This window comes from Streptomyces canarius (assembly GCF_014650735.1).
GTDB lineage: Bacteria > Actinomycetota > Actinomycetes > Streptomycetales > Streptomycetaceae > Streptomyces > Streptomyces olivaceoviridis.
In genome coordinates, this window is the sequence record NZ_BMVN01000058.1 from 12,511 (window position 1) to 32,135 (window position 19,625).

General features: G+C 72.1%; 17 protein-coding genes. 6 read left to right on the forward strand and 11 right to left on the reverse strand.

The window, feature by feature from the left end; genetic code table 11:
* The first annotated feature begins 176 nt into the window (after nucleotides 1-176).
* Nucleotides 177-707, forward strand: coding sequence for a DinB family protein (locus tag IE294_RS40605; RefSeq protein ID WP_189894408.1), 531 nt, complete (start codon nucleotides 177-179; stop codon nucleotides 705-707).
* A 175-nt stretch (nucleotides 708-882) separates the two neighbouring features.
* On the opposite strand, the gene IE294_RS40610 is transcribed toward IE294_RS40605, so the two are convergent.
* On the reverse strand, nucleotides 883-1,548 hold the full coding sequence (locus IE294_RS40610) for a DUF4097 family beta strand repeat-containing protein (protein ID WP_189894409.1): 666 nt from the start codon (nucleotides 1,546-1,548) through the stop codon (nucleotides 883-885).
* Between the two features lie 235 nt (nucleotides 1,549-1,783).
* Here IE294_RS40610 and IE294_RS40615 point away from each other — a divergent pair, with 235 nt between their 5' ends.
* A complete protein-coding gene (locus IE294_RS40615; RefSeq protein ID WP_189894410.1) occupies nucleotides 1,784-2,539 on the forward strand; it encodes a helix-turn-helix domain-containing protein in 756 nt (251 codons plus the stop codon).
* 148 nt (nucleotides 2,540-2,687) lie between these two features.
* On the opposite strand, the gene IE294_RS40620 is transcribed toward IE294_RS40615, so the two are convergent.
* Entirely contained in the window at nucleotides 2,688-3,119 is a 432-nt protein-coding gene (locus IE294_RS40620; protein WP_189894411.1) for a MarR family winged helix-turn-helix transcriptional regulator, read from the reverse strand.
* 91 nt (nucleotides 3,120-3,210) lie between these two features.
* Between IE294_RS40620 and IE294_RS40625 the strand changes: the two genes are divergently transcribed.
* A complete protein-coding gene (locus IE294_RS40625) occupies nucleotides 3,211-4,677 on the forward strand; it encodes a DHA2 family efflux MFS transporter permease subunit (RefSeq protein WP_189894434.1) in 1,467 nt (488 codons plus the stop codon).
* Between the two features lie 386 nt (nucleotides 4,678-5,063).
* Nucleotides 5,064-7,730 carry a beta propeller repeat protein gene (locus IE294_RS40630; protein WP_189894412.1) on the forward strand — a complete coding sequence of 889 codons (2,667 nt, stop codon included), beginning with the start codon at nucleotides 5,064-5,066 and terminating at the stop codon, nucleotides 7,728-7,730.
* A 198-nt stretch (nucleotides 7,731-7,928) separates the two neighbouring features.
* Here the strand turns inward: IE294_RS40630 and IE294_RS40635 are convergent, their stop codons facing one another.
* Entirely contained in the window at nucleotides 7,929-8,639 is a 711-nt protein-coding gene (locus tag IE294_RS40635) for a hypothetical protein (RefSeq protein ID WP_189894413.1), read from the reverse strand.
* Nucleotides 8,640-8,717: 78 nt separating this feature from the next.
* Nucleotides 8,718-9,143 carry a universal stress protein gene (locus IE294_RS40640; RefSeq protein ID WP_189894414.1) on the reverse strand — a complete coding sequence of 142 codons (426 nt, stop codon included), beginning with the start codon at nucleotides 9,141-9,143 and terminating at the stop codon, nucleotides 8,718-8,720.
* Nucleotides 9,144-9,303: 160 nt separating this feature from the next.
* Here IE294_RS40640 and IE294_RS40645 point away from each other — a divergent pair, with 160 nt between their 5' ends.
* Complete coding sequence (locus tag IE294_RS40645) at nucleotides 9,304-9,876, forward strand: TetR/AcrR family transcriptional regulator (RefSeq protein ID WP_229917856.1); 573 nt, start codon at nucleotides 9,304-9,306, stop codon at nucleotides 9,874-9,876.
* Nucleotides 9,877-10,249: 373 nt separating this feature from the next.
* Here IE294_RS40645 and IE294_RS40650 read toward each other — a convergent pair whose 3' ends face one another.
* From IE294_RS40650 to IE294_RS40670, 5 genes are all read right to left on the reverse strand, one after another.
* Entirely contained in the window at nucleotides 10,250-10,534 is a 285-nt protein-coding gene (locus IE294_RS40650) for a hypothetical protein (RefSeq protein WP_189894416.1), read from the reverse strand.
* 185 nt (nucleotides 10,535-10,719) lie between these two features.
* On the reverse strand, nucleotides 10,720-11,673 hold the full coding sequence (locus tag IE294_RS40655) for a zinc-binding alcohol dehydrogenase family protein (protein ID WP_189894417.1): 954 nt from the start codon (nucleotides 11,671-11,673) through the stop codon (nucleotides 10,720-10,722).
* A gap of 123 nt (nucleotides 11,674-11,796) precedes the next feature.
* The gene (locus IE294_RS40660; RefSeq protein WP_189894418.1) at nucleotides 11,797-12,516 is read right to left on the reverse strand and encodes a hypothetical protein; all 720 of its coding nucleotides are present in this window, start codon (nucleotides 12,514-12,516) and stop codon (nucleotides 11,797-11,799) included.
* A gap of 27 nt (nucleotides 12,517-12,543) precedes the next feature.
* Nucleotides 12,544-13,386, reverse strand: coding sequence for an alpha/beta fold hydrolase (locus IE294_RS40665; RefSeq protein ID WP_189894419.1), 843 nt, complete (start codon nucleotides 13,384-13,386; stop codon nucleotides 12,544-12,546).
* A gap of 142 nt (nucleotides 13,387-13,528) precedes the next feature.
* A complete protein-coding gene (locus tag IE294_RS40670; RefSeq protein WP_189894420.1) occupies nucleotides 13,529-15,535 on the reverse strand; it encodes an AfsR/SARP family transcriptional regulator in 2,007 nt (668 codons plus the stop codon).
* Nucleotides 15,536-15,888: 353 nt separating this feature from the next.
* Between IE294_RS40670 and IE294_RS40675 the strand changes: the two genes are divergently transcribed.
* Nucleotides 15,889-17,277, forward strand: a complete 1,389-nt coding sequence (locus IE294_RS40675; RefSeq protein WP_189894421.1) for a dihydrolipoyl dehydrogenase family protein — start codon at nucleotides 15,889-15,891, stop codon at nucleotides 17,275-17,277.
* A gap of 189 nt (nucleotides 17,278-17,466) precedes the next feature.
* On the opposite strand, the gene IE294_RS40680 is transcribed toward IE294_RS40675, so the two are convergent.
* Both IE294_RS40680 and IE294_RS40685 read right to left on the reverse strand, forming a co-directional pair.
* Entirely contained in the window at nucleotides 17,467-17,715 is a 249-nt protein-coding gene (locus IE294_RS40680; protein ID WP_189894422.1) for a DUF2630 family protein, read from the reverse strand.
* Nucleotides 17,716-17,876: 161 nt separating this feature from the next.
* Nucleotides 17,877-19,142, reverse strand: a complete 1,266-nt coding sequence (locus IE294_RS40685; RefSeq protein ID WP_189894423.1) for a flavin-dependent oxidoreductase — start codon at nucleotides 19,140-19,142, stop codon at nucleotides 17,877-17,879.
* Nucleotides 19,143-19,625 lie beyond the last annotated feature (483 nt).

Below are 19,625 nucleotides of genomic sequence, written 5' to 3' on the forward strand. Positions count from 1 at the left end.
ATTGGCGTCGTCCGGCGCCCGGCAGCTCGGCCCGGCCCTGCCGCCGGGTCTCGCGGACGCCGGACGCGGACTCCTTGAGCGCCCCCTCCACGCGGGCCGCCGCGTTCAGCGGGAACGCCTTCCACGGGCGACTTCGGGGAACTGGCCGCACGGCCACGGAGTTTCGGCCATCCTGGGTGGCCGTGACCGAAAATCTGAGCGACACGACTCCGGACGCTGAGGTCAGGGCACTTCTCCGGGTCCTGGACGGACAGCGGCGCCACGTCCTCGGCATCCTCGACGGGCTCGACGCGAAGGATCTGCGCCGGCCCGTGCTGCCCTCCGGATGGCACTGCCTGGGACTGGTCCAGCACCTCGCGCTGGACGTGGAGCGGTTCTGGTTCCGCGCGGTCCTCACCGGGGACGAGGAGGTCATCCGCGGTCTGCCGAGCGGTGACGAAGCGTGGCGGGTGGCCCCGGAGGTGTCGGCCGTCGACGTGCTCGACCGATACCGGCAGGAGACGGAACTCGCCGATGCCGTGATCACCGGCACCCCTGCCGACGCCGGGTTGGCCTGGTGGCCCCACGACCTGTTCGGTGAACCGCACCTGCACACCCTGCGCGACGTCCTGCTGCACGTCATCACCGAGACCGCGTGCCACGCCGGCCACCTCGACGCGGCCCGGGAGCTCATCGACGGCCGCCGCTGGCTGGTCCTGACGTCCTGACGACCTGGCCCGAGCCGTGGCGCGGGCCCCGTCCGCCGGCGAGTGCTCCGCCATGCCCGGTGGCCATGGCGGTCGGGGAAGCAGGTCACGGAGCGGCCGTCGAGGCGCGCCCCGCGGGCACCGGGGCCGCCGGCCGGGTCCTCGGCGGCGGCCGGACGGTCCTGGCGCCGCTCCTTCAGAGGCTGCGCGCGGAGATGTCACCGTGGGAGGTGGTGGCGCGGATGTCCAGTGCGGCGGTGCCGTCGTTCCTGAGGGCGTTGTGTACGCGACCGCGGCCGGTCTCGGCGTCCAGGGTCGCCGAGACGCCGTCGGCGGCGGTGACCGAGATGTCGCCGGACTGGGTGCGGAGCACGACCGTCCCGTGCGCGGCCTCGCTGATCCGGATGTCGCCCCTGGCAGTGCTGATGTCCGCTGAACCGTTCAGCCGGCCGACCTCCACGTCGCCGTCGACCGCGGTGAGGCGGACGCTCGCGGCCTCGTCGACCTTGATCCGGCGGTACGCCCCGTCGAAGGCGACATCCCCGAGGCGTCCGACGCCCCGGAACTCGGCGCCGGCGGCCTTGCCCTCGATGCCGGAGCCGGCGGGCAGTTGGACGGTGACCTCCACGGAGCCGGAGGGACCGAAGAGCTGGCTGCCGCCGGCCGGGGCCATGATCCGCAGGACACCGTCGGCGTAGGTGACGGTGGTCTGCTCGGCGGCCTTGGCGTCGCGGGTCTTGGACGGGTCGGCGGGCCGGACCTCGACGGTGGTGTCGGCGCGGTCCGAGGCGATGAACTGGACGCGGCCGGCGGGGATGTCGACGACGGCGGTGACCGGGGCGGCGGTGTCGAACTTCTGCATCGTGCTCTCCCGTGTTCGTTCTTGTTTCCGACAACGGAAACGCTACGTTGCTTTCCAATTCTCGACAACGTACTTGTTGCACCTGATCTGGATTCAAGCAGGTAGAAGGCATCAAAGTGTTGCAACGATTCTACTGATAACGCAACGACGCTCCTTCACCGTCATTGCAATGGGGGAGAGGTGAACGCTATGGTGGGCCCGGTAACCGCCGTGCAGGATCCCCGAGGAGGCCCCGTTGCCGGGAGGCAGGCTCACTCAGCAGGAACGCCAGCAGATCGCATTGGGGCTGGCCGACGGCCTCGCCTACGCCGAGATCGCCCGGCGCCTCGGCCGTCCGACCTCCACGATCACCCGTGAGGTGATGCGCAACGGCGGCCCCACCGCCTACCGCGCCGAGCTGGCCCACCGTGCCACCGAACGCCGCGCACGCCGGCGCAGGCCCGCCTCCTCCCGGGACCCGCAGTCGGTCCCCCAGCCGCACGGACGCGACGCGGAGGCCGTGGCCGAGTACGAGGAGGCGCTCACCACCGTCCTCATGGCCTCGGGGCTGCCCAAGATGACGGCCCGGGTGCTGACCTGCCTGTTCACCACCGACGCGGGCAGCCTCACCGCGTCCGAACTCGCCCGGCGCCTCCAGGTCAGCCCGGCGTCCGTCTCCAAGGCGATCACCTTCCTGGAGGGCCAGAGCCTGGTCCGCCGGGAACGCGACGAACGCCGCCGCGACCGCTACGTCGTCGACGACGAACTCTTCTACCAGGCGACGATCGCCAGCGCCCGCGCCAACGACCAGCTCGTCGAAACCGCGCGCCGGGGCGTCACCGTCCTCGGGTCCCACACCCCCGCCGCCACCCGCCTGGAGAACATCGCCCGCTTTCTCGACTTCATCAGCGAGAGCATCACCCGCGCCGCCGAACAGGCCCGCGAAGTCCTGCACACCAAACCCGCCACCACCCCGAACCACACCACCCGACCCGGCCCGCACCACGGATAGCCGTCCGGGCGGTACGGAGGGCCGACCACCGGGATTCTGCCCTTCCGCCGGGCAACCGGACTGCCGCAGCGAGCCGCCGCTCCAGCAGCGCGCGGGGAGCGGAAGGCGGGTGCGCGCGCGGTACCCGCACCCGGTCGGGGCGACGCCGTCAGGCGGTGTGATCGCGGATGCGCCCCAGCAGCGTCCGCAGTCGGGCGCGGTCGTCCGCGTTCAGGGCGGCGGTCGCCTCGGCGAGGGCGAGGCGGTCGATCTCCTCCGCCTCGCGGTGGCAGCGCAGCCCCTCGTCGGTGAGCCGCACCAGGAAGGCGCGACGGTCCTGTGGGTGGCGTACCCGCTCCACGAGCCCGTCGCGCTCCAGGCTGTCCACGATCGTGGTGGCGGTACGGGCCGCGATGCCCGCCCTCTCGCTCAGGTCCCGCATCCGCAGCGGCTTCGGGGCGGAGGCCAGCATGCGCAGGGCGCGCAACCGGGCCACGGAGGCCCCCTTCTCCCTCAACCGGGCCTCCACGAACTGCCGTAGCCGGTGCGTCGTCTCGTAGAGCTCGTCGATCAGGATGTCGCTGCTGCCCTGCACTGCCATGGTGCCCAGTCTCCCCTGTCCCGCAGTATGGAAGCCATATGCTGAGTAAGCACATAGTGCGTATGCTCAGCATATGCGCCGACGTCACTCCGTGCTGTCCGCACTGCCCGCCCGCATCAGCCAGCGTCTGGTCGTCCCCGTCGTGTGCGTCAGCGTGACGTTCATCGCGATCGTCGACGGAGCGATCACGACGGTGGCCCTGCCCTCGATCGCCCGTCAGTTCCGGCTGACCACCGCCGCGTTGGACGGCGTGGTCGTCGTCTACCCCGTCTGCCTGGCCATGGCCATACCGGCCTCGGCCTGGCTGGTCGAGCGGTTCGGCGGCAAACGCGTCCTGCTGACCGCCCTGGCCGGTTTCCTCGGCTCGTCGCTGCTGTGCGGGGCGGCGGCGGGACTCGGCCAGCTCGTCGTCTACCGCGCCGTACAGGGGCTGTCGGCCGGCGTCCTCTTCCCGGCCTCCACCGCGTTGCTGTTCGGCACGTTCACCTCCGCCGAGCAGGTGCGCATCTCCCGCTACATGATCATTCCGCAGCAGATCGCCCCGGCCGCCGCCCCCGTGCTGGGCGGGCTGCTGGTGGACCACCTGTCCTGGCGGTGGGTCTTCTACGTCAACCTGCCGGTCGGCCTGCCGGCCGTGCTGTTCGGCGCCCTGTTCCTGGCCGGTGACCGTGGCGGCCGGCCAGGCCGCTTCGACCTGCCGGGGCTGCTGCTGAGCGCGGGGGCGCTGGGCAGCGCGATGTTCGGCGTCAGCGAGGGACCCAACCGCGGCTGGACCTCCGCCGCCGTCCTCGTCTCCCTCGTCCTCGGCGCGGTGCTGCTGGCCGCCGCCGTCGCCGTCGAACTGCGCACCGCTCACCCCCTGCTGCGGCTCAGGCTGTTCGCCGACCGGCTCTTCCGGGACACCAACCTGATCAATCTGGTCGGCCTCGTCCCCATCATGGGCGCCCTGTACCTGAGCCCTCTCTTCCTCCAGCAGGCCCAGGGCCGTACGGCGCTGGAGTCGGGACTGACCACCTTCCCGGAGGCGTTCGGCGTCCTGCTGACCGTGCAGATCGTCGGCGTCCTGTACGCCAGGGTCGGTCCGCGCCTGATCGTCGGCTGCGGCCTGACCGGGGTCAGCGCGGTGCTGGTGCTCCTCGCCACCTGCGACGCGGACACCGGCCTGTGGACCTTCCGGGGCTACATGTTCCTGTTCGGGGCCGCCATCGGCTGCTTCTTCATACCGACCACGGTCGCCTCCCTGGCCACCGTCGACCGGACGGACCTCGCGCAGGCCACCATGCTGAACACCGTCGTCCGCCAGACCGGCGGCGCGCTCGCGCCGGCCGCGGTGACCACGGCCCTCGTCCTCGGCACCCCGCCGGACACCGGCGCGGCACCACCCGTCAGCGCGTACCAGCACGCGTATCTCGCCCTCGCCGCGATCGCGGCGGCGACGGCGGTCTTCACCTTCACCCTGCCCGACGGCCCGGCCCGCGCCGCCGCCCGCGGCAGCGGGACCGGGACCGGGACCGCCCGGCCCGCTGTCCGCCGACGCCGACGCGACCGGGTCGGCTAGGCCCTGTCGTCTGGATCAGGCCGGCTACGAGGAGCGGTGCTGCCGGGCCGAGCCGAGCGGGGTCTGGTGCGTGCAGCTGCAAGGCGGAGGAGGGCGCCAACGCGATGGGGGTCCCCCCGCGCGAGCGCAGCCGGGCGTGGGGGAGTTGGCAACCGACGACAACGCGGCAGATGTGCGTGCCAGGCCCCGCGACGCCGTAATGATCCGGACGACAGGGCCCAGGGCCGGGGGAGCCCCGGCGAGCCGCTGCCGCGCCTTCGCTGACGCGGGGTCGTCGTCATGTGGCAGGTTCTGGTCAAAGGCTTCTTCAAGTTCCGGACACCTCTCCCCGCCGGTGGTCGGGTTCTCCTCGACGGCTGTACAACCACCCGTTCTGGGAGGATCCGGTGTCAGCACCGACCCGTAAGAGACGATGGCTCACGATCTGCGCCATCACCGCATCCGCCGCACTCGTCGCGACACCCGCGGGCGCCGCGTCCGGCACGAGCAAGAAGCCCTTCGGGGCGCGCGTACTCGCCCAGCTCGCCGCCGAACGCGGCACATCCATACGGCCTCTCAGCCCTCAGGCGCGGGCCGAGGACGAGGACGGCAACGAGGCGGACGAGATAGCCGAGGGGGCGGACCAGTACGCCGAGGCCCGCACCTCACCCGGCACCGTCGCCCCCGGCGCGTACGGCGCCGCCTGGACCAGCCTCACCCGCCTGCCCGGCACCGGCGGAAGCTGGCGCCACGTCACCGGCCTGCCGTACGACTCCGACGACTCCCGCTACCGGGACATCGACTCCAACTCCAGTGGCGGATCGGGCAAGGTGACCGGCCGGATGGCCGCGATCGCCGCCGACGACGACGGGTACGTGTACGCGGGCAGCGCGGGCGGCGGTGTCTGGCGGTCCGGGCGGGGCGGCGGCCACTGGAAGCCGATCAGCGACACGCTGCCGTCCCAGTCCACCGGCGCGCTCGCGCTCGACGGCGCCGGACGGCTGTGGCTGGGCACCGGCGAGGCGACCACCAATGCCGACGCCTACCTCGGCAGCGGCGTCTACGTCCTGTCCGACCCGCACGACGGCACCTTCTCCGCCCGCGGCCGGGTCGGCGGCGACGAACTGGAGTCCACCACCATCCACGAACTGCGCTTCGGCGGCGGGAAGGTGTGGGCGGCGACCAGCGCCGGCGTGTGGAGCCACTCCACGAAGACGCTGAAGGGCGCCTGGAAGCTGGAGTACGCGCCCAACCCCGACTATCTGCCGGGCGGTTCGAAGGACGACGACCCCGACGCCGCGTACAAGAACATCGCCAACGACATCGCGATCGACCCGAAGGACCCGAGCAAGGTCGTGCTCGCGATCGGCTGGCGCAGCGGCGACGACCACAACGGCTTCTACACCAGGGTCAACGGCACCTGGACCCGTATCACCAGCGGCTTCGGTGACCTGCCGACCGACCCGGACGACGTCGGCAACGTCACCTTCGCCCGGTCCGCCGACGGCTCGCGCTACTACGCCGTCGAGCAGTCGCCGGAGCAGCTCGACACCAACCCGGACAGCGCTCTGGAAGGCATCTTCGTCTCCAGGTCCGGCTCACCGGCCGGCCCCTGGACGAAGATCGCCGACTACAGGGGCCTGGCGGCCTCCGGTTCCGCGCTGACCACCGCCGGTTACATGCCGGGCGTGCAGGCCTGGTACAACCAGTTCCTCACCGTCGACCCGAGCGACCCGGAGCACCTCTACGCGGGCCTGGAGGAGGTCTACGAGACCAAGGACGGCGGCAGCACCTGGTCGACCGTGGGACCGTACTGGAACTTCACCTTCCCCTGCTGGAGCATCGACCCGGCCGAGCAGACCGGCGACTGCCACCAGACCACCCACTCCGACCAGCACGGCGTCGCGATCGGCCGCTACCACGGCAAGGGCTTCGTGTACGTCGGCAACGACGGCGGCGTCTACAAGCGCCCGGTCGACGGCTCGCAGGACACCTCCGGCCACGCCACCGACTGGACCTCCCTCAACGACGGCACCATCGACACCCTCCAGTACTACTCGGTCGGCGTCGGCAGGGACCTCGACCACGGCGGCGTCTCGGTCACCGGCGGCCTCCAGGACAACGGCCAGTCCATCCTGCGCGGCGACGACAAGGTCATGGGCTCCGGCTTCGGCGGCGACGGCGGCGACACGCTGACCGACCCGGCCAACGGCTGCGACATCGCCGAGGAGTACGTCTACCTCGCCGTCCAGGTGACCCGGAACTGCGCGGTCAACGACGGCGGCTGGGTCACCGACCCGGCCAAGGCCACCTCGTACAACGTCGCCCCGGCCGACAACGCCACCGGTGAGGCCCGCTTCATCGCCCCGCTCGCGGCCGACACGAAGAACAGCTCGACGTGGATCGCCGGCGGCCGGCACATCTGGGTGCAGACCCACGGCTACGCCATCCGCAGCGGCGACGAGTGGAAGAGCGTGTACGACCTCGGCGCCGGCCGCACGGCGACCGCCGTCGCGGCCTCGGGCGGCAAGGTGTACGCGGCCTGGTGCGGCCCCTGCAACAACCAGGGTTTCGCCCGCGGCATCTCCGTCGGCAACGCTGGGGGCACCTCCCGGACGAAGTCTGGGGGAGGCACGGGCTGGCACGACATCACCCTGCCCGTGGACGGGACCGTGCCCAACCGCTACCTCAGCGGCTTCGCCGTCGACCCGGAGAACGCCGACCACGTCTTCCTCGCGGTCAACGGCTTCTCCCGGCACTGGACCGAGGGCCCCGGCGCCGGCGTCGGCCACGTCTTCGAGTCCACCGACGGAGGAACCACCTGGAAGGACATCTCCGCCGACCTGCCCGACGTGCCGGCCGACTCCGCGGTCGTCACGCCGAACGGCGGCCTCGCCGTCGCCACCGACCTGGGCGTCGTCTACCGCGCGCCCGGCCGTACCAAGTGGCAGCGGGTCGGCAGCCTCCCGGCCGTCGCCGTGCTCCAGCTGAAGCTGAGCCCCGACGGCAGGACCCTGTACGCGGCCACCCACGGCCGCGGCATCCACACCATCAAGGTGCGCGACCTCGGCTGACGCGTCCCGTGCGGTGAAGGGGAGGGGTGGCCCCGGGTCGTCCGGGGTCGCCCCTCCCGCGCGTACGGGGTGAGCGTCATGTCGAGGAGGAACGTGACCCGTGCCGCTCCCGCCGCGGAGGGAGCGGCGGACTCGCGAGAAGTTCACGGCAGGCCAGGGCGCCGACGGTGCCGGAATCCAGTGCTCGCCCTGGCCGGGTCAGCCGGCCGTCGGCGTGAGGCAGTCCTCCAGGGCCGTGCGCTGTGCGTCCGGGAGGTGATCACCGAGAGGCGTCTTGCGGGGGCTGTGTTCGCCCGCGCAGATCCAGGCGCGCTCGTCCTCGTCGTACGACCAGGTGGCGACTCCCCACATGGGGTGCCCCTGAAGGAGCCGGCGGGCCAGGGCCCCGCAGTCGTCCGGGGCGCCTTGGGCGATCAGCGCCTGCCGCACCCGGGCGACGGCTTCGGCCGGGACGTCCGTGTCGCCCAGGACGGGCAGCAACAGCAGAAGCCGGGCGTGCGGATCGGTCACTCCCTCCCCGTCCCCCGGGGCGTCGAGCAGCGCGGCGAGTTCGGGCCAGCACAGGCCGGGGCCGATGCGGTCCTCGTCCGTGCTGGAGAGGACCAGGCCGTCGGTCCGCCAGTCGGGATGGACGATGAAGTAGTCGGTGGACGTGTACTCCTCGCCGCTGTTGTAGTGCACGAGGATGCCGTGTCCACCCGCGAGCGGGATCCGGAACGCCGGCCAGGCAGCCTTGTCACCCAAGCGCTCCAGCATGCCTTCGGCGTCCGCCGGGTCCACGCCGAAGGACTCCACCAGCGCTCCGTCGTACAGGTCGACCAGATGGGCGGCCCAGAACTCCGGTTCCGCCAGCAACGGCAGACCGTCCACCACGGGAGAAGAGGCGTACCAGCGCCGTGCCATCACCATGCTCTGACCTCCCACGCACCCGTACCCGGTCGGACTGCCGGTGGCTGCCGCGGCGCGGGGACGGGAACCGTCCGGGTGTTACCGGCTCACCTCGGGAGCCAGCAGGACGGCGATTCCGCCTGCGTGCGCGACGGCGTCGCTGACCCGCGGGGTGAAGAAGGCCGCGACCGAGCCACGGTGGTGGGGGCTGACGACCAGCAGGTCCGCCTTGAAGTCCTCCACCGCGGCGGAGATGGCGGCGGGCACCTGGTTCGTCAGGCTGTGCGCCAGGTGCCCCTCCGCCTCCACACCGAGGCCGCGGAGGGTGGCCAGGGCCTCCTCCAGAATCGCCTCGCCCTGTGCTTCCTCCTCCAGCTTCACGACGGTGTCACCGGCGACCATGGAGGTCACGACGTGCAGCACGTGGACCGTCGCGTTCGCCGGGCGGGCCAGCTCACCGGCCATCAGGAGTGCCGTCTTCCGGGCGGCGCTGGGGTCGATGGCCACCAGGATGCGTTCGAACACGGCGTTCTTCCTCTCTGCGACCGCTGCGGCCGGGGCTCGGGCGGCGTGGTGAGTATGGCGAGGAGGACGAACAGACCTCCACGGCGCACAATATGACTGGTCGTCTTAGAAGTCAACATCAACTTTGACAACCGTAAGCCGACCGGCCATATTGAGTGCCATGCCTCAGGTGAGCGTCAGGGGAAAGCTGATCGAACACGCGGAGACCGTGTTCCGTCGCCAGGGCTTCAACGGCGCCAGCGTCGCGGACATCACCCATGCCGCGGGTGTGCCCAAGGGCTCCTTCTACAACCACTTCAAGAGCAAGCAGGAACTCGCCGCCGAGATCGTCCGCCGCTACAGCCGCGGGAGGGATGTGAGCATGCTCGCCGCCGAGGGGCTGTCGGCGGTGGAGCGGCTGCGCGCACACTTCGCCGCCCAGGCCTCGCGCACCGTTTCCACCGGCGTCGAGTACGGATGCCTGCTGATGACCATGGCGAGCGAGGGGCCCACGGTCGGCGACGAGGTCGGCACGGTCGTATGCCGCAGCATCGCCGCGTGGGTCGGCGAACTGGCCCCGGTGATCGAGGAGGGGCAGCGGTCGGGGGAGATCACGTCCCGGGAACCCGCGAGTGACCTCGCCGCTTTCCTGATCGACGCCTTCGAGGGCGCGGCCCTGCGCGGCAAGGCGACGCGGGACGAGAGCGCGGCGATGCGCTCCCTCGACCTGGCCCTCAACGCGATCAGAGCGTGACAGCCGCGTTCTTCCGGTGAACGGGGCGATCGGCACCACCGCACCGGTGCTCGCTCGACCGGCAGGGGAGCGCGCTTCGCCCGCCAGGAGCGCACGGGAGGGTCCTGTTGGCGCAGTGTGCGCAGCGCCTGCGACCGGCCGGCCTCTCCATGGTGCACCGCCCGCACGCCCTACGGCAGGTGGTGACGCTGCGCCCGCTGCCGCCCGCTCCGGCGGGCAGCCGAGGCTGGACCACGGCCTGCGACGGGACGCCGGGCCCCGTGGGACGGCCGGGTCCGCCAGCCGTCCGTGCCCCGGGGCGAACGAGGTGCCGGCCGCCGGCAGTTCGCCGCGGCGCACGCGGGCAAGGCCGGCGATGCCGTGGGTTCCACCGTCAGGAGGCGTGGACGGGTTCGGCAGACGTCTTCACCAGGCCGGCCCGCTGCCAGTCGGCCACCTGCTCCAGGAGGAGCCGCCGAACCGCCGAGACGTCGGCGTTCCACGCGCTCCCGAGCACCGCGGCGGCGGCCTGGACGTTCCCACCGTGCAGCCGCAGGGCGATCCACATGGCGCACGCCTCGGGCGCGTAGAGGTGGGGAGCGCCGTGGCGCGACAGCAACGTGAGCGCCCCGTCCTCGGCGATGCCCGCCGTCACACCAGCTTCGATCACGATGTTCACGTCGTCACGAGTCCCTCTCCGGCGGCACTTGCGGAAAGCACGCCTCATGTGTCCGAAGCCGCTTCGCTCACGTTCCCCCACAGGAGCTCATGACACCTGGGTCCGCCGTGGACGAGGCACCAACGTGCAACTCTCCTGCCCGAACCGTCAGGACCGGGTATGCGGCGACACCTCTGCCGGCCGTTTCAGAAGCCGGTGAGGGTGATCTTGCCGATGGCGGTGCCGGATTCCATGATGCCGGCGTCCACGAGGCGGGCCACCTGCGTGAGGATCTTGCCCTGCCGGTCCATGTCCGTGGTCCGGAACAGGGAGCGGGTGAACATGAACTCCCAGTGGAAGCCGATGCTCTTCGGCTTCAGCAGGCCGACGGGCAGGTCCTCTACGTCGTCGATCGCGACGATCTGCCCGAACGGGTTGAGGGCCTCGGCGTAGGCGGCCACGTTACGGCCGGTCCCCGCGGTGCTGAAGACATGGTCGATGCCGTTGGGGGCCACCTCCGCGAGCTGCGGCAGCAACGCCTGGTGATGGTCCACGACGTGGTGGGCGCCCATGCGGCGGGCGAAGTCGACCGTCTCCGGCCGGGACGCCGTCCCGATCACCGTCAGGACGGTGAGCGCGCGGGCCAGTTGACCGACCACGGCTCCGACACCGCCGGCCGCCGCCGTCACCAGCAGTGAACCCGTCTCGCCGATCAGGTCGTGGTGCAGTCCGATCCGCTCGAACAGGCCCTCCCACGCGGTGAGCGAGGTCAGTGGCAGCGACGCCGCCTCGGTGAAGGTCAGCGTGGTCGGCTTCAGGGCGACGAGACGCTCGTCGACCGCGTGGTACTCGGAGTTGGCACCCGGCCGGTCGAGTGCTCCGGCGTAGAACACCTCGTCGCCGGGCTGGAAGTTCTCCACCCGGGAGCCGGTCGCGACGACCGTGCCGGCGGCGTCCCAGCCCAGCACGCGCTCACGGCCGTCCGGGTCCTGGTTCTTGCGGACCTTGTGGTCGACCGGGTTGACGGCGACGGCCTCGACCCGGACGAGGAGGTCCCGGGGGCCGGGTTCGGGCACGGGCAGCCTGACGTCGAGGAGGCTCTCGTCGTCGGTCACCGGCAGGGACGCGCGGTAGGCGACGGCGCGCATGGTGGTGGTCATGTCGCGGGGTTCTCCTGGTCGGATGGGTCGTGGGTGAGGACGGGGCCGTTCGGGCGGCGGGGCGGTCCGCCGCGGTGACGCCCGTCTCGACCGGGCCCACCGCGGCGGAGGTGCGCCGGCGGGTCAGGACACCGTGACGTCTTCGAGCCGGACCGAGACGACGAGCGGGTCGGGGACCTTGTTGCCGTTGTCGTCACGGCTGTAGATCATCCGTGTGGTGGGGACGACCAGTCCGGACACTTCCTGGTGGCCGGAGACGTAGTGCGCGGCGGGGGTGTTGCCGGCGATCTCCACGCTGTAGTCGCGTCGGCGGATCAGGCCCTGCGAGTCGACGTACACGGTCTGCTCGGTGCTGAGGGTGGCGATGCTGTCGGGGAAGGTGATGTGCAGGCGCCGGAACTTCTCCCCGTCCTCCGTCCACGGGCCGATCTCCTCCGTCCGCACGCCGGGGTAGGTGAGCGAGAGCGGCTCGGCGAGGTACGTCCACATGGCGCTGCCGGAGAAGTAGGCGAGCTGGAGCCTCGTCCACGGCGTCATCAGGTCGTGGCCGGCGAAGGAGGCGCGGGGATCGGTCAGTTCCTCGACCACGGTGCCGTCGGAGTCCTCCACCGCCACGCGGTCGGCGGAGAACGCGGTGTGGTGGTCGGGGTGGAAGAACGGCTTCTGGGTGACGTGCTGGCGGCGCAGGTCGACGGTGACGTCGACGTCGTCGAGGGCGCCGGGGTGGCCCTTCATGCCCCACAGGGCGCCGCCGAAGAACTGCCGGGCGGTGATCCGGCGGGCCTCTTCCCAGCGGGTGCGCCCGCCGTAGGCGTCGAAGATGGTGCTGAGCAGGTCGGACATGGTGTTCTCCTGACGAGGTGGCGGGGATCAGCCGAGGAAGGCGTTGACGTCCTTGGCGGCTTCGGCGGGGTACTGGAACAGCGAGGCGTGGGCGGCGTCGGGGTAGATCCGGATCCGCGCGTCCGGGATCAGGCCGGCCATCAGGTAGCTGTTCTTCGTGGGGATCATCAGGTCGTCGTCGCCCTGGATGATGAGCGTGGGGCACTGGATGCCGGTGAGGCGCTGCAAGGCGGAGTGGTCGGGGATGCCCCACTCCAGTACGGCGTCGTACTGGGCCTCGCGTGAGGCGAGGCTGCTGGGCACGTCCCGGCCCTCGGTGCGGGCCGTGAACCGGCCGAGGAACTCCACGCCCTTGGCCTGGCCGGTCTCGGTGTGGGCGAAGAAGATGTAGAGCAGGTCCTCGCCGGTGGGCACCTCGGCGCGGGCGTGCGTCTCGATGTCCTTGCGCCAGCCGTGCATGCCGGGGGCGCCCTTGGGGCCGGTTCCGGCGAGGACGAGACGGCGGACCAGGCGGGGCCTGACCAGCGCGATGTCCTGGGCGGCGAAGCCGCCGATGGAGAAGCCGAGCAGGTCGATCCGTTCCAGGCCGAGGGCGGCGGTGAAGGTGATGATCTGCTGGGCCATCTGCGCGATGGTGGTGGCGGGGGCGCCGGTGGAGGAGGCGACGCCGGGGTAGTCGACGAGGATGACCTCGCGTTCGGCGGCGAGTGCGTCGACGAGGGCGGGGTCCCAGTTGTCGAGGTTGCCGGTGAAGTGCTGGAGCATGACGAGGGGGACCTCGCCGCCGGAGCCGAGCCGGCGGTAGGCGTAGCGGGCACCGTCGGCCTCGACGAACTGCGTAGGAGCGGTGTGGTGGGTGACAGCGGACATGTTTCTCCTGCCGGAACGGGGTCGGAATCCTGGGGGTGTGGTGGAGCCGGGGCGGCTTTTTGTGGGCTCGCCGTCCGTTTAGGAGCGGGCCACGCGCTGCCCGCGCACAGCATGCGGAACGGGGAGTGGAAACTTTGTGGTGTCAGAGGACCCCCTCCAGGTGTGCGTCGGCTCGGCCGGCCAGCGGCCGTGCCACGGGCGGCGCGGACCGACGGGAGTGCACGTACGAGCGCCGCGGAGCGGCTGGACGGTCCGCTTCCCCCGGACCGTCGAGCTCGGCCGCGTAGGCCAGTACCAGGTCGTGCGCGCCGTACCGGTCACGGCCCCGGACGTCCAGCAGACGGGCGCGCACCAGCTCACCGGCAGCCGCGGCCGCCGCGTCCCGCGAGATACCGGCCGCGCTCGCCAGGCCGGCCGTGCTGACGTCGGAGGCCCGGTGCAGGGGCAGCAGACGGAAGAGCCGCTTGGCCTCGGCACCGAGCGTCCGGTAGGACCAGGAGAACACACCGCGCACGGCGTTGGCGCTGTCCTCCTCGTCGAAGCCGCCGAGGCTGCCCTGCGCGGCGGCCAGTTCGGCGGCCAGCCGGGTCAGCGGCTGCTCGGGGCGGCTCGCCGCGCGGGCGGCCACGAGGGCCAGGGCGAGCGGCAGCCGGCCGCAGCGCGCCACGATCTCCTCGACGACGGCCACGTCGACGTCGGTCCGCGCGGGGCCGACACGTCGGAGGAAGCACCCCGTCGCCTCGGCCACCGAGGGCAGGTCCAGGGAGAGCAGCCGTGCTCCGTGTGCGGCGGCCAGACCGATCAGCCGGCTCCGTCCGGTCACCACGACCATGCACTCGGAGGTTCCGGGCAGCAGCGGTCGTACCTGGTCCGCGTCGAACGCGTTGTCGAGCAGCACGAGTACGCGACGCCCGGACAGGGCGCTGCGGAAGAGCGCCGACCTGGCAGCGGTGGAGGCGGGGATACGGTGCCGGTCCACGCCCAGGGCTTCCAGGAACCCGTGCAGCACCTCACCCGGATCCGCGGGGTCACCGTGCGCCGCGAAGCCGCCCAGATCCGTGTAGAGCTGCCCGTCGGGGAAGTCCGCCGCCACGCGGTGGGCGAAGTGGACCGCCAGCGCGGTCTTGCCGACCCCGGGGATGCCGTCGACGGCCAGGACGCGCAGGCCGTCGCCGACCCGGTGCGCGGTGTCCAGCGCCTGGTCGAGGGCTCGCTCGCGCCCGGTGAAGAAGGGCAGGTCCGGCGGTAGCTGGGCGGGCTCGATCCACGGCGCCCGGGACCGCGGGAGCGGCGTCGCGCACGGTGCCGGGGACCCGGTGGACGCCGGCACCCGTGTCTCCGGCGGACTGCCACGCAGCACGCTCTGGTGGGCGGCCCGCAGCTCCGCCCCGGGGTCGACCCCGAGTTCGTCCGACAGCCGGGCCCTGACGGTCTGGTACAGCGTGATCGCTTCCGCCTGCTTGCCGTCCGCGGCCAGCGCGAGCAGCAGAGACGCCTGGAGCGCTTCGTCGAGCGGGCAGCGGTCGGCGGCCTGCCGCACGGACAGCAGGACGGAGCCGGCCCGGCCGCAGCCCAGGGCCGCGGTGGCCGCCTCGCACACGACCGGAGCGTATTCGTGTTCCACCATGGCGAAGGCCGGGTGCACCGCGGTGACAGCGCCCAGGTCCTCCGCGCAATGGCCCTGCCACAGGTCCAGCGCCTCCAGATACATGTCGACGGCCGCCGGGAGGTCGCCCGTGGCGGCCGTGGCGCGGGCCTGCCGGACGAGGTCGCGGAACCTGAGCAGGTCCAGACCGTCCGCGTCGACACGCAGCAGGTAGCTCCCCGCCTGCCGGACGAGCCACCGGCCCGACGACCTGATCGGCAGGCCCGGTTCGAGCAGCCGGCGCAGCGAGCCGACGTACCGGTGGACCGCGTTCACCGCGCTGACCGGCGGGTCACCGTCCCACAGCAGGCCGATGAGTTCCGTCAGCGGGACGGGCCGTCCCGCGCCCGCCAGCAGCGCCGCGAGGAGCAGGCGTTGCTGGCGCGGGCCGAGCGGGAGTTCCTCCTCGGCCCGCCAGGCCCGCACCGGGCCCAGCAGCGTGAAACGTACCGCTGGTACCGGCCCCTGTTCTTCGCCGATGCGTCGACGCGGTGTCACGGGCATCGAGGCGTCCTCCTTTCACCGTCCGGACGCCGAAAAGGTAGGTGCGGGCCCGCTGGGCGGTCATCAGTCGGTTGACTCACCGCGGTGAGCGGCACCCGGCCCCCCGCCGTCGGGGCCGCCGCACCACCCGTGACGGCCCCGCGACCCGTGTCCCGGGCGGGCCGGCGGGCATGCCGCCCCGCCCCCGTCACGGCCGGGAGGGAAGGGTGTCCCGCCTCGCGCCGCGGGGTGGGTGGTCATTCGACTGATGCGTCCGGCCGGGAGAGTGGCGAACCTGGACCGGGGCGGCCGGTGTGTGACGCGCCGGCCGCCCCGCCCGCCACTTGTACACGGCCGAGGAGGACGGAGAGGGAATGAACGTTGCGGAGGAACTCGTGGAAGACGTGGACCTGCTGGTGGTGGGTGGCGGCAAGGCCGGCAAGACGCTCGCCATGGACACCGCGCGGGCCGGCGACAGGGTGGTCATGGTGGAGCGGGGCATGATCGGCGGCACCTGTATCAACATCGCCTGTATCCCCACCAAGACGCTGGTGACCAGTGCCCGGCTGGCCCGCAGGGCCGGCAGCGCCGAGTCGCTGGGGCTGCGGCTGGGGACGCCCCAGGTGGACCTGGAGCTGCTGCGCGCGCACAAGGACGGCGTCGTCTCCGACATGGTCGAGCTCAACCACCGGCAGTTCCTGGACAGCGGCATGGACTTCGTCCTGGGCACCGCGCGCTTCGTGGCGGAGCGCACGGTGGAGATCCACCTCAACGACGGAGGCCGCCGTGTCGTACGCGGCACCGACGTGGTGATCAACACGGGGACGACGCCGCACATCGCGAACATCCCCGGCCTCGCCGAGGCGGAGCCGCTGACCAGCGAGAGCATCATGGACCTGCGCCGTGTCCCGGACCGGCTCCTGGTCCTCGGCGGCGGTTACGTGGGACTGGAGTTCGCCCACATGTTCGCCGCGTTCGGCAGCCGGGTGACGGTCCTGGAACGCGGCCCCCACCTGCTGCGGAGCGAGGACCGGGACATCGCCACGGACCTGGAGGCATACCTCCGGGAGGACGGCGTCGAACTGATCACCGACGTCACGGTGAAGGAAGTGGTCCGGGAGCGGCAGGCGGTGCGGGTGCTGCTGGCGGACGGGCGGACCCTGACCGCCGACGACATCCTCGCGGCGACCGGCAGGGACCCCGTCACACGCGACCTCGGCCTTCAGGCGGCGGGGGTCCGGACCGACGACCGCGGGTTCGTACGGGTGGACGACAGGCTCGCGACCGACGCCCCGCACACCTGGGCGGTGGGCGACGTGGCCGGCAGCCCGCAGTTCACCCACGTGTCGCTGGACGACTACCGCATCGTCAAGGCCAACATCGCCGGCGGCGCACGCAGTACGGCCGGCCGGCTGGTGCCCTGGAACCTGTTCACCGACCCGGAACTCGCCCGCGTCGGCCTCACCGAGGAGCAGGCCCGCGCCACGGGCCGTTCCATCAGGGTCGCGAAACTGCCGGTCAAGGCCATCCCGCGGGCGCGCACCCTGCGGGACACGCGGGGTCTGTGGAAGGCGGTGGTCGACCGGGACACCGAGCAGATCCTCGGCGCCGCCCTGCTCGGCCCCGAATCGGCGGAGGTGCTGTCCGTGGTGCAGACGGCCATGTGGGCCGAGATGCCGTTCACCCGTCTGCGGGACGGGATGATCGCGCACCCGACCATGGCGGAGGGACTCAACGCGCTGTTCGCCTCCTGGGCGGACTGAGCAGCCGCGCCGCTCCCCGCCTCGCCTCGCCGACAGCGACCGAGAACTCTTCGGTCGCTGTCGGCATGCCGGCAATCGTGCACGTCACAGGCGTCCGGACGGGGCATCAGGGACTCAAGCGACCCAACTTCCGGATACACCGCGTGGCCCGCGTCGGCCTCGCGCGTCCTGCCGTGAGCCACGGCCCGCTCAGGACTGGTAGTTCTCCACCTGGGACTGCGGCCGTACCCGCGCCCCGTCGGGGTCCTCCCCGAACTCGGCCCTGGCCCGCCGCTGCCGCAGCAGGTCCCAGCACTGGTCCAACTCCCGTTCGAGCGCGCCGAGCCGGTCGCGCTCGGCGGCGCGGTCCGCGCCGGCCGTGGCGAGGACGTCCCGCAGTCTGCGTTCCTCGTCCGCCATCTCGGTGATCCGGTGCAGGATGCGCTGGTCGGTTCCCATGGGTGTGGTCTCCTGGTTCCTTCGGGGGTGTGCGGCCTGGCCGTAGCGCGTCGGACGCGGCCGGGTGACGACACGTCACCCGACGCGGGCCCGACGCGGCAGCGGGTCGCCTCGACCCCGATTCTCCCCTTCCCCCCGTCCTCGGTGATCTGTCGATCGACTTACCGGCTCGGACGGAAGCCGTCGGTGAGGTGACCCGGGACCGTCCATGACGCATGACCGTTGACCTGGGCCACCTCTGCCTGGGTCAGCGCCTTGTAGCCACGCGCGATCTTCTCGGCCTCGTCGGCGGGCAGGGGACCCCCGTGCTCCGCGGCGCGCGCGATGATCGCCTCCGGTCCCAGCTCCCGGTTGCCCAGCACGATCGCGTTGACCAGCGGGCGGCGCATCTCGTCGTAGCGGCGCAGCGCGGCGTCGGGGTCGCTCTCCCGGGCCAGGCACCAGGCGAGCACCCGGCCGTCGACGATGGACTGGGACCCGCCGTTCATGCCCATCGGGAACATCGGGTGTGCGGCGTCGCCGAGCAGGGTGACCCGTCCGAAGCTCCACCGCGGCAACGGGTCCCGGTCGAGCATGGGGTACTCGAAGACAGCCGAGGACCGCTCGGCCAGCGCCTCCAGGTCGATCCAGGGCAGGCTCCAGTCCGCCAGGCCGGCGCGGGCCTCGGCCGGCGTGACACGGCGGTTCGAGCGGTCCAGCGCTTCGGCGGAGCGCGGGTGCCGCACCTCCAGCACCCAGTTCATCAGGGCTTCGCCGCCCTCGGTCGCCGGGTCGTCGATCGGGTAGGCGACGAATTTCTCGCCGGGTGTGCCGCCGGCCACCACGATCGAACGGCCGTCGAGGATGTGCGGGAACGGCGCGATCCCGCGCCACATGTGGACGCCGTTCCAGTGGGAGGGCCCTTCACCGGGGTACAGCTGGGCACGGACGGCGGAGTCGATGCCGTCGGAACCGATCAGCAGGTCGGTGTCCTCCGTCGTCGGCTCACCGCTCGTCCGGTCCAGGAAGCGGGTCCGGATGCCGTCGGCCGTCTCCTCGAAGCGCTGGAACAGCAGGCCGGTGCGGACGGCGTCCGGCCCCAGGCGCTCGCGCACCGCCGCCAGCAGCATCATGTGCAGCCGCCCCCGGTGCACGGAGTACTGCGGCCAGTCGTAACCGGCCGCGCGTCCGAGCGGCTCCTCCCACACGGGCGCGCCGGTCCGGTCGTGGTAGCTCAGCCGCTGCGGGGGCAGCGCGATGGCGGCGAGTTCGTCGGCCAGGCCGAGTTCGGCGAGTTCCCGGACGGCGTGCGGGAGCAGGTTGATCCCCACGCCGACGGCCTCGATGGTCCGTGCCGCCTCCCGGACCCGCGGCTGGAATCCGGCGGCGTGCAGGCTCAGGGCGCAGGTCAGGCCGGCTATGCCCCCACCTACGATGCTGATTCTCATCGGTCTGTCCCCGTCCCGAACATGTGTGAGGGTGGATATGTGTCGGTGGAGTGCATGTGTGCGATCATAACCGAGCCCAAGCATGTGCAGTGGCCGGTCACTTGCCCGGCAGGTGCACATGTGTTGACCGCACACGTGTCGTCCGGATGCGGGTGCCCGATGGGCGAGCCCCGCCGCCGACAGCGCGCTCCGCGACTGCCGCGGGGACACGGGCGGCCGTCGAACGGTGCGTGGCCGCGGCACGCCGGCCCCACGCCGGTCCGAGAGGCTGGTGGGAACACACGCTCGTCGCGGAGGTGGCGAGGGAAGCGTTCGACGGGGCACGGTCGTGTCCCACCCCCGCGGCACTCCCACCGTCGGGTCCGCCTGCCGCCGGGAGCCACCGCGCCCGTCCGGCTCTCGGCCGGCCGACGCGGTCCGGTGGGACCCCTCCGGTCTGGTAGCGGTATGCGATACGCCGGTTCGAGGACCCGGAGCCGTTCT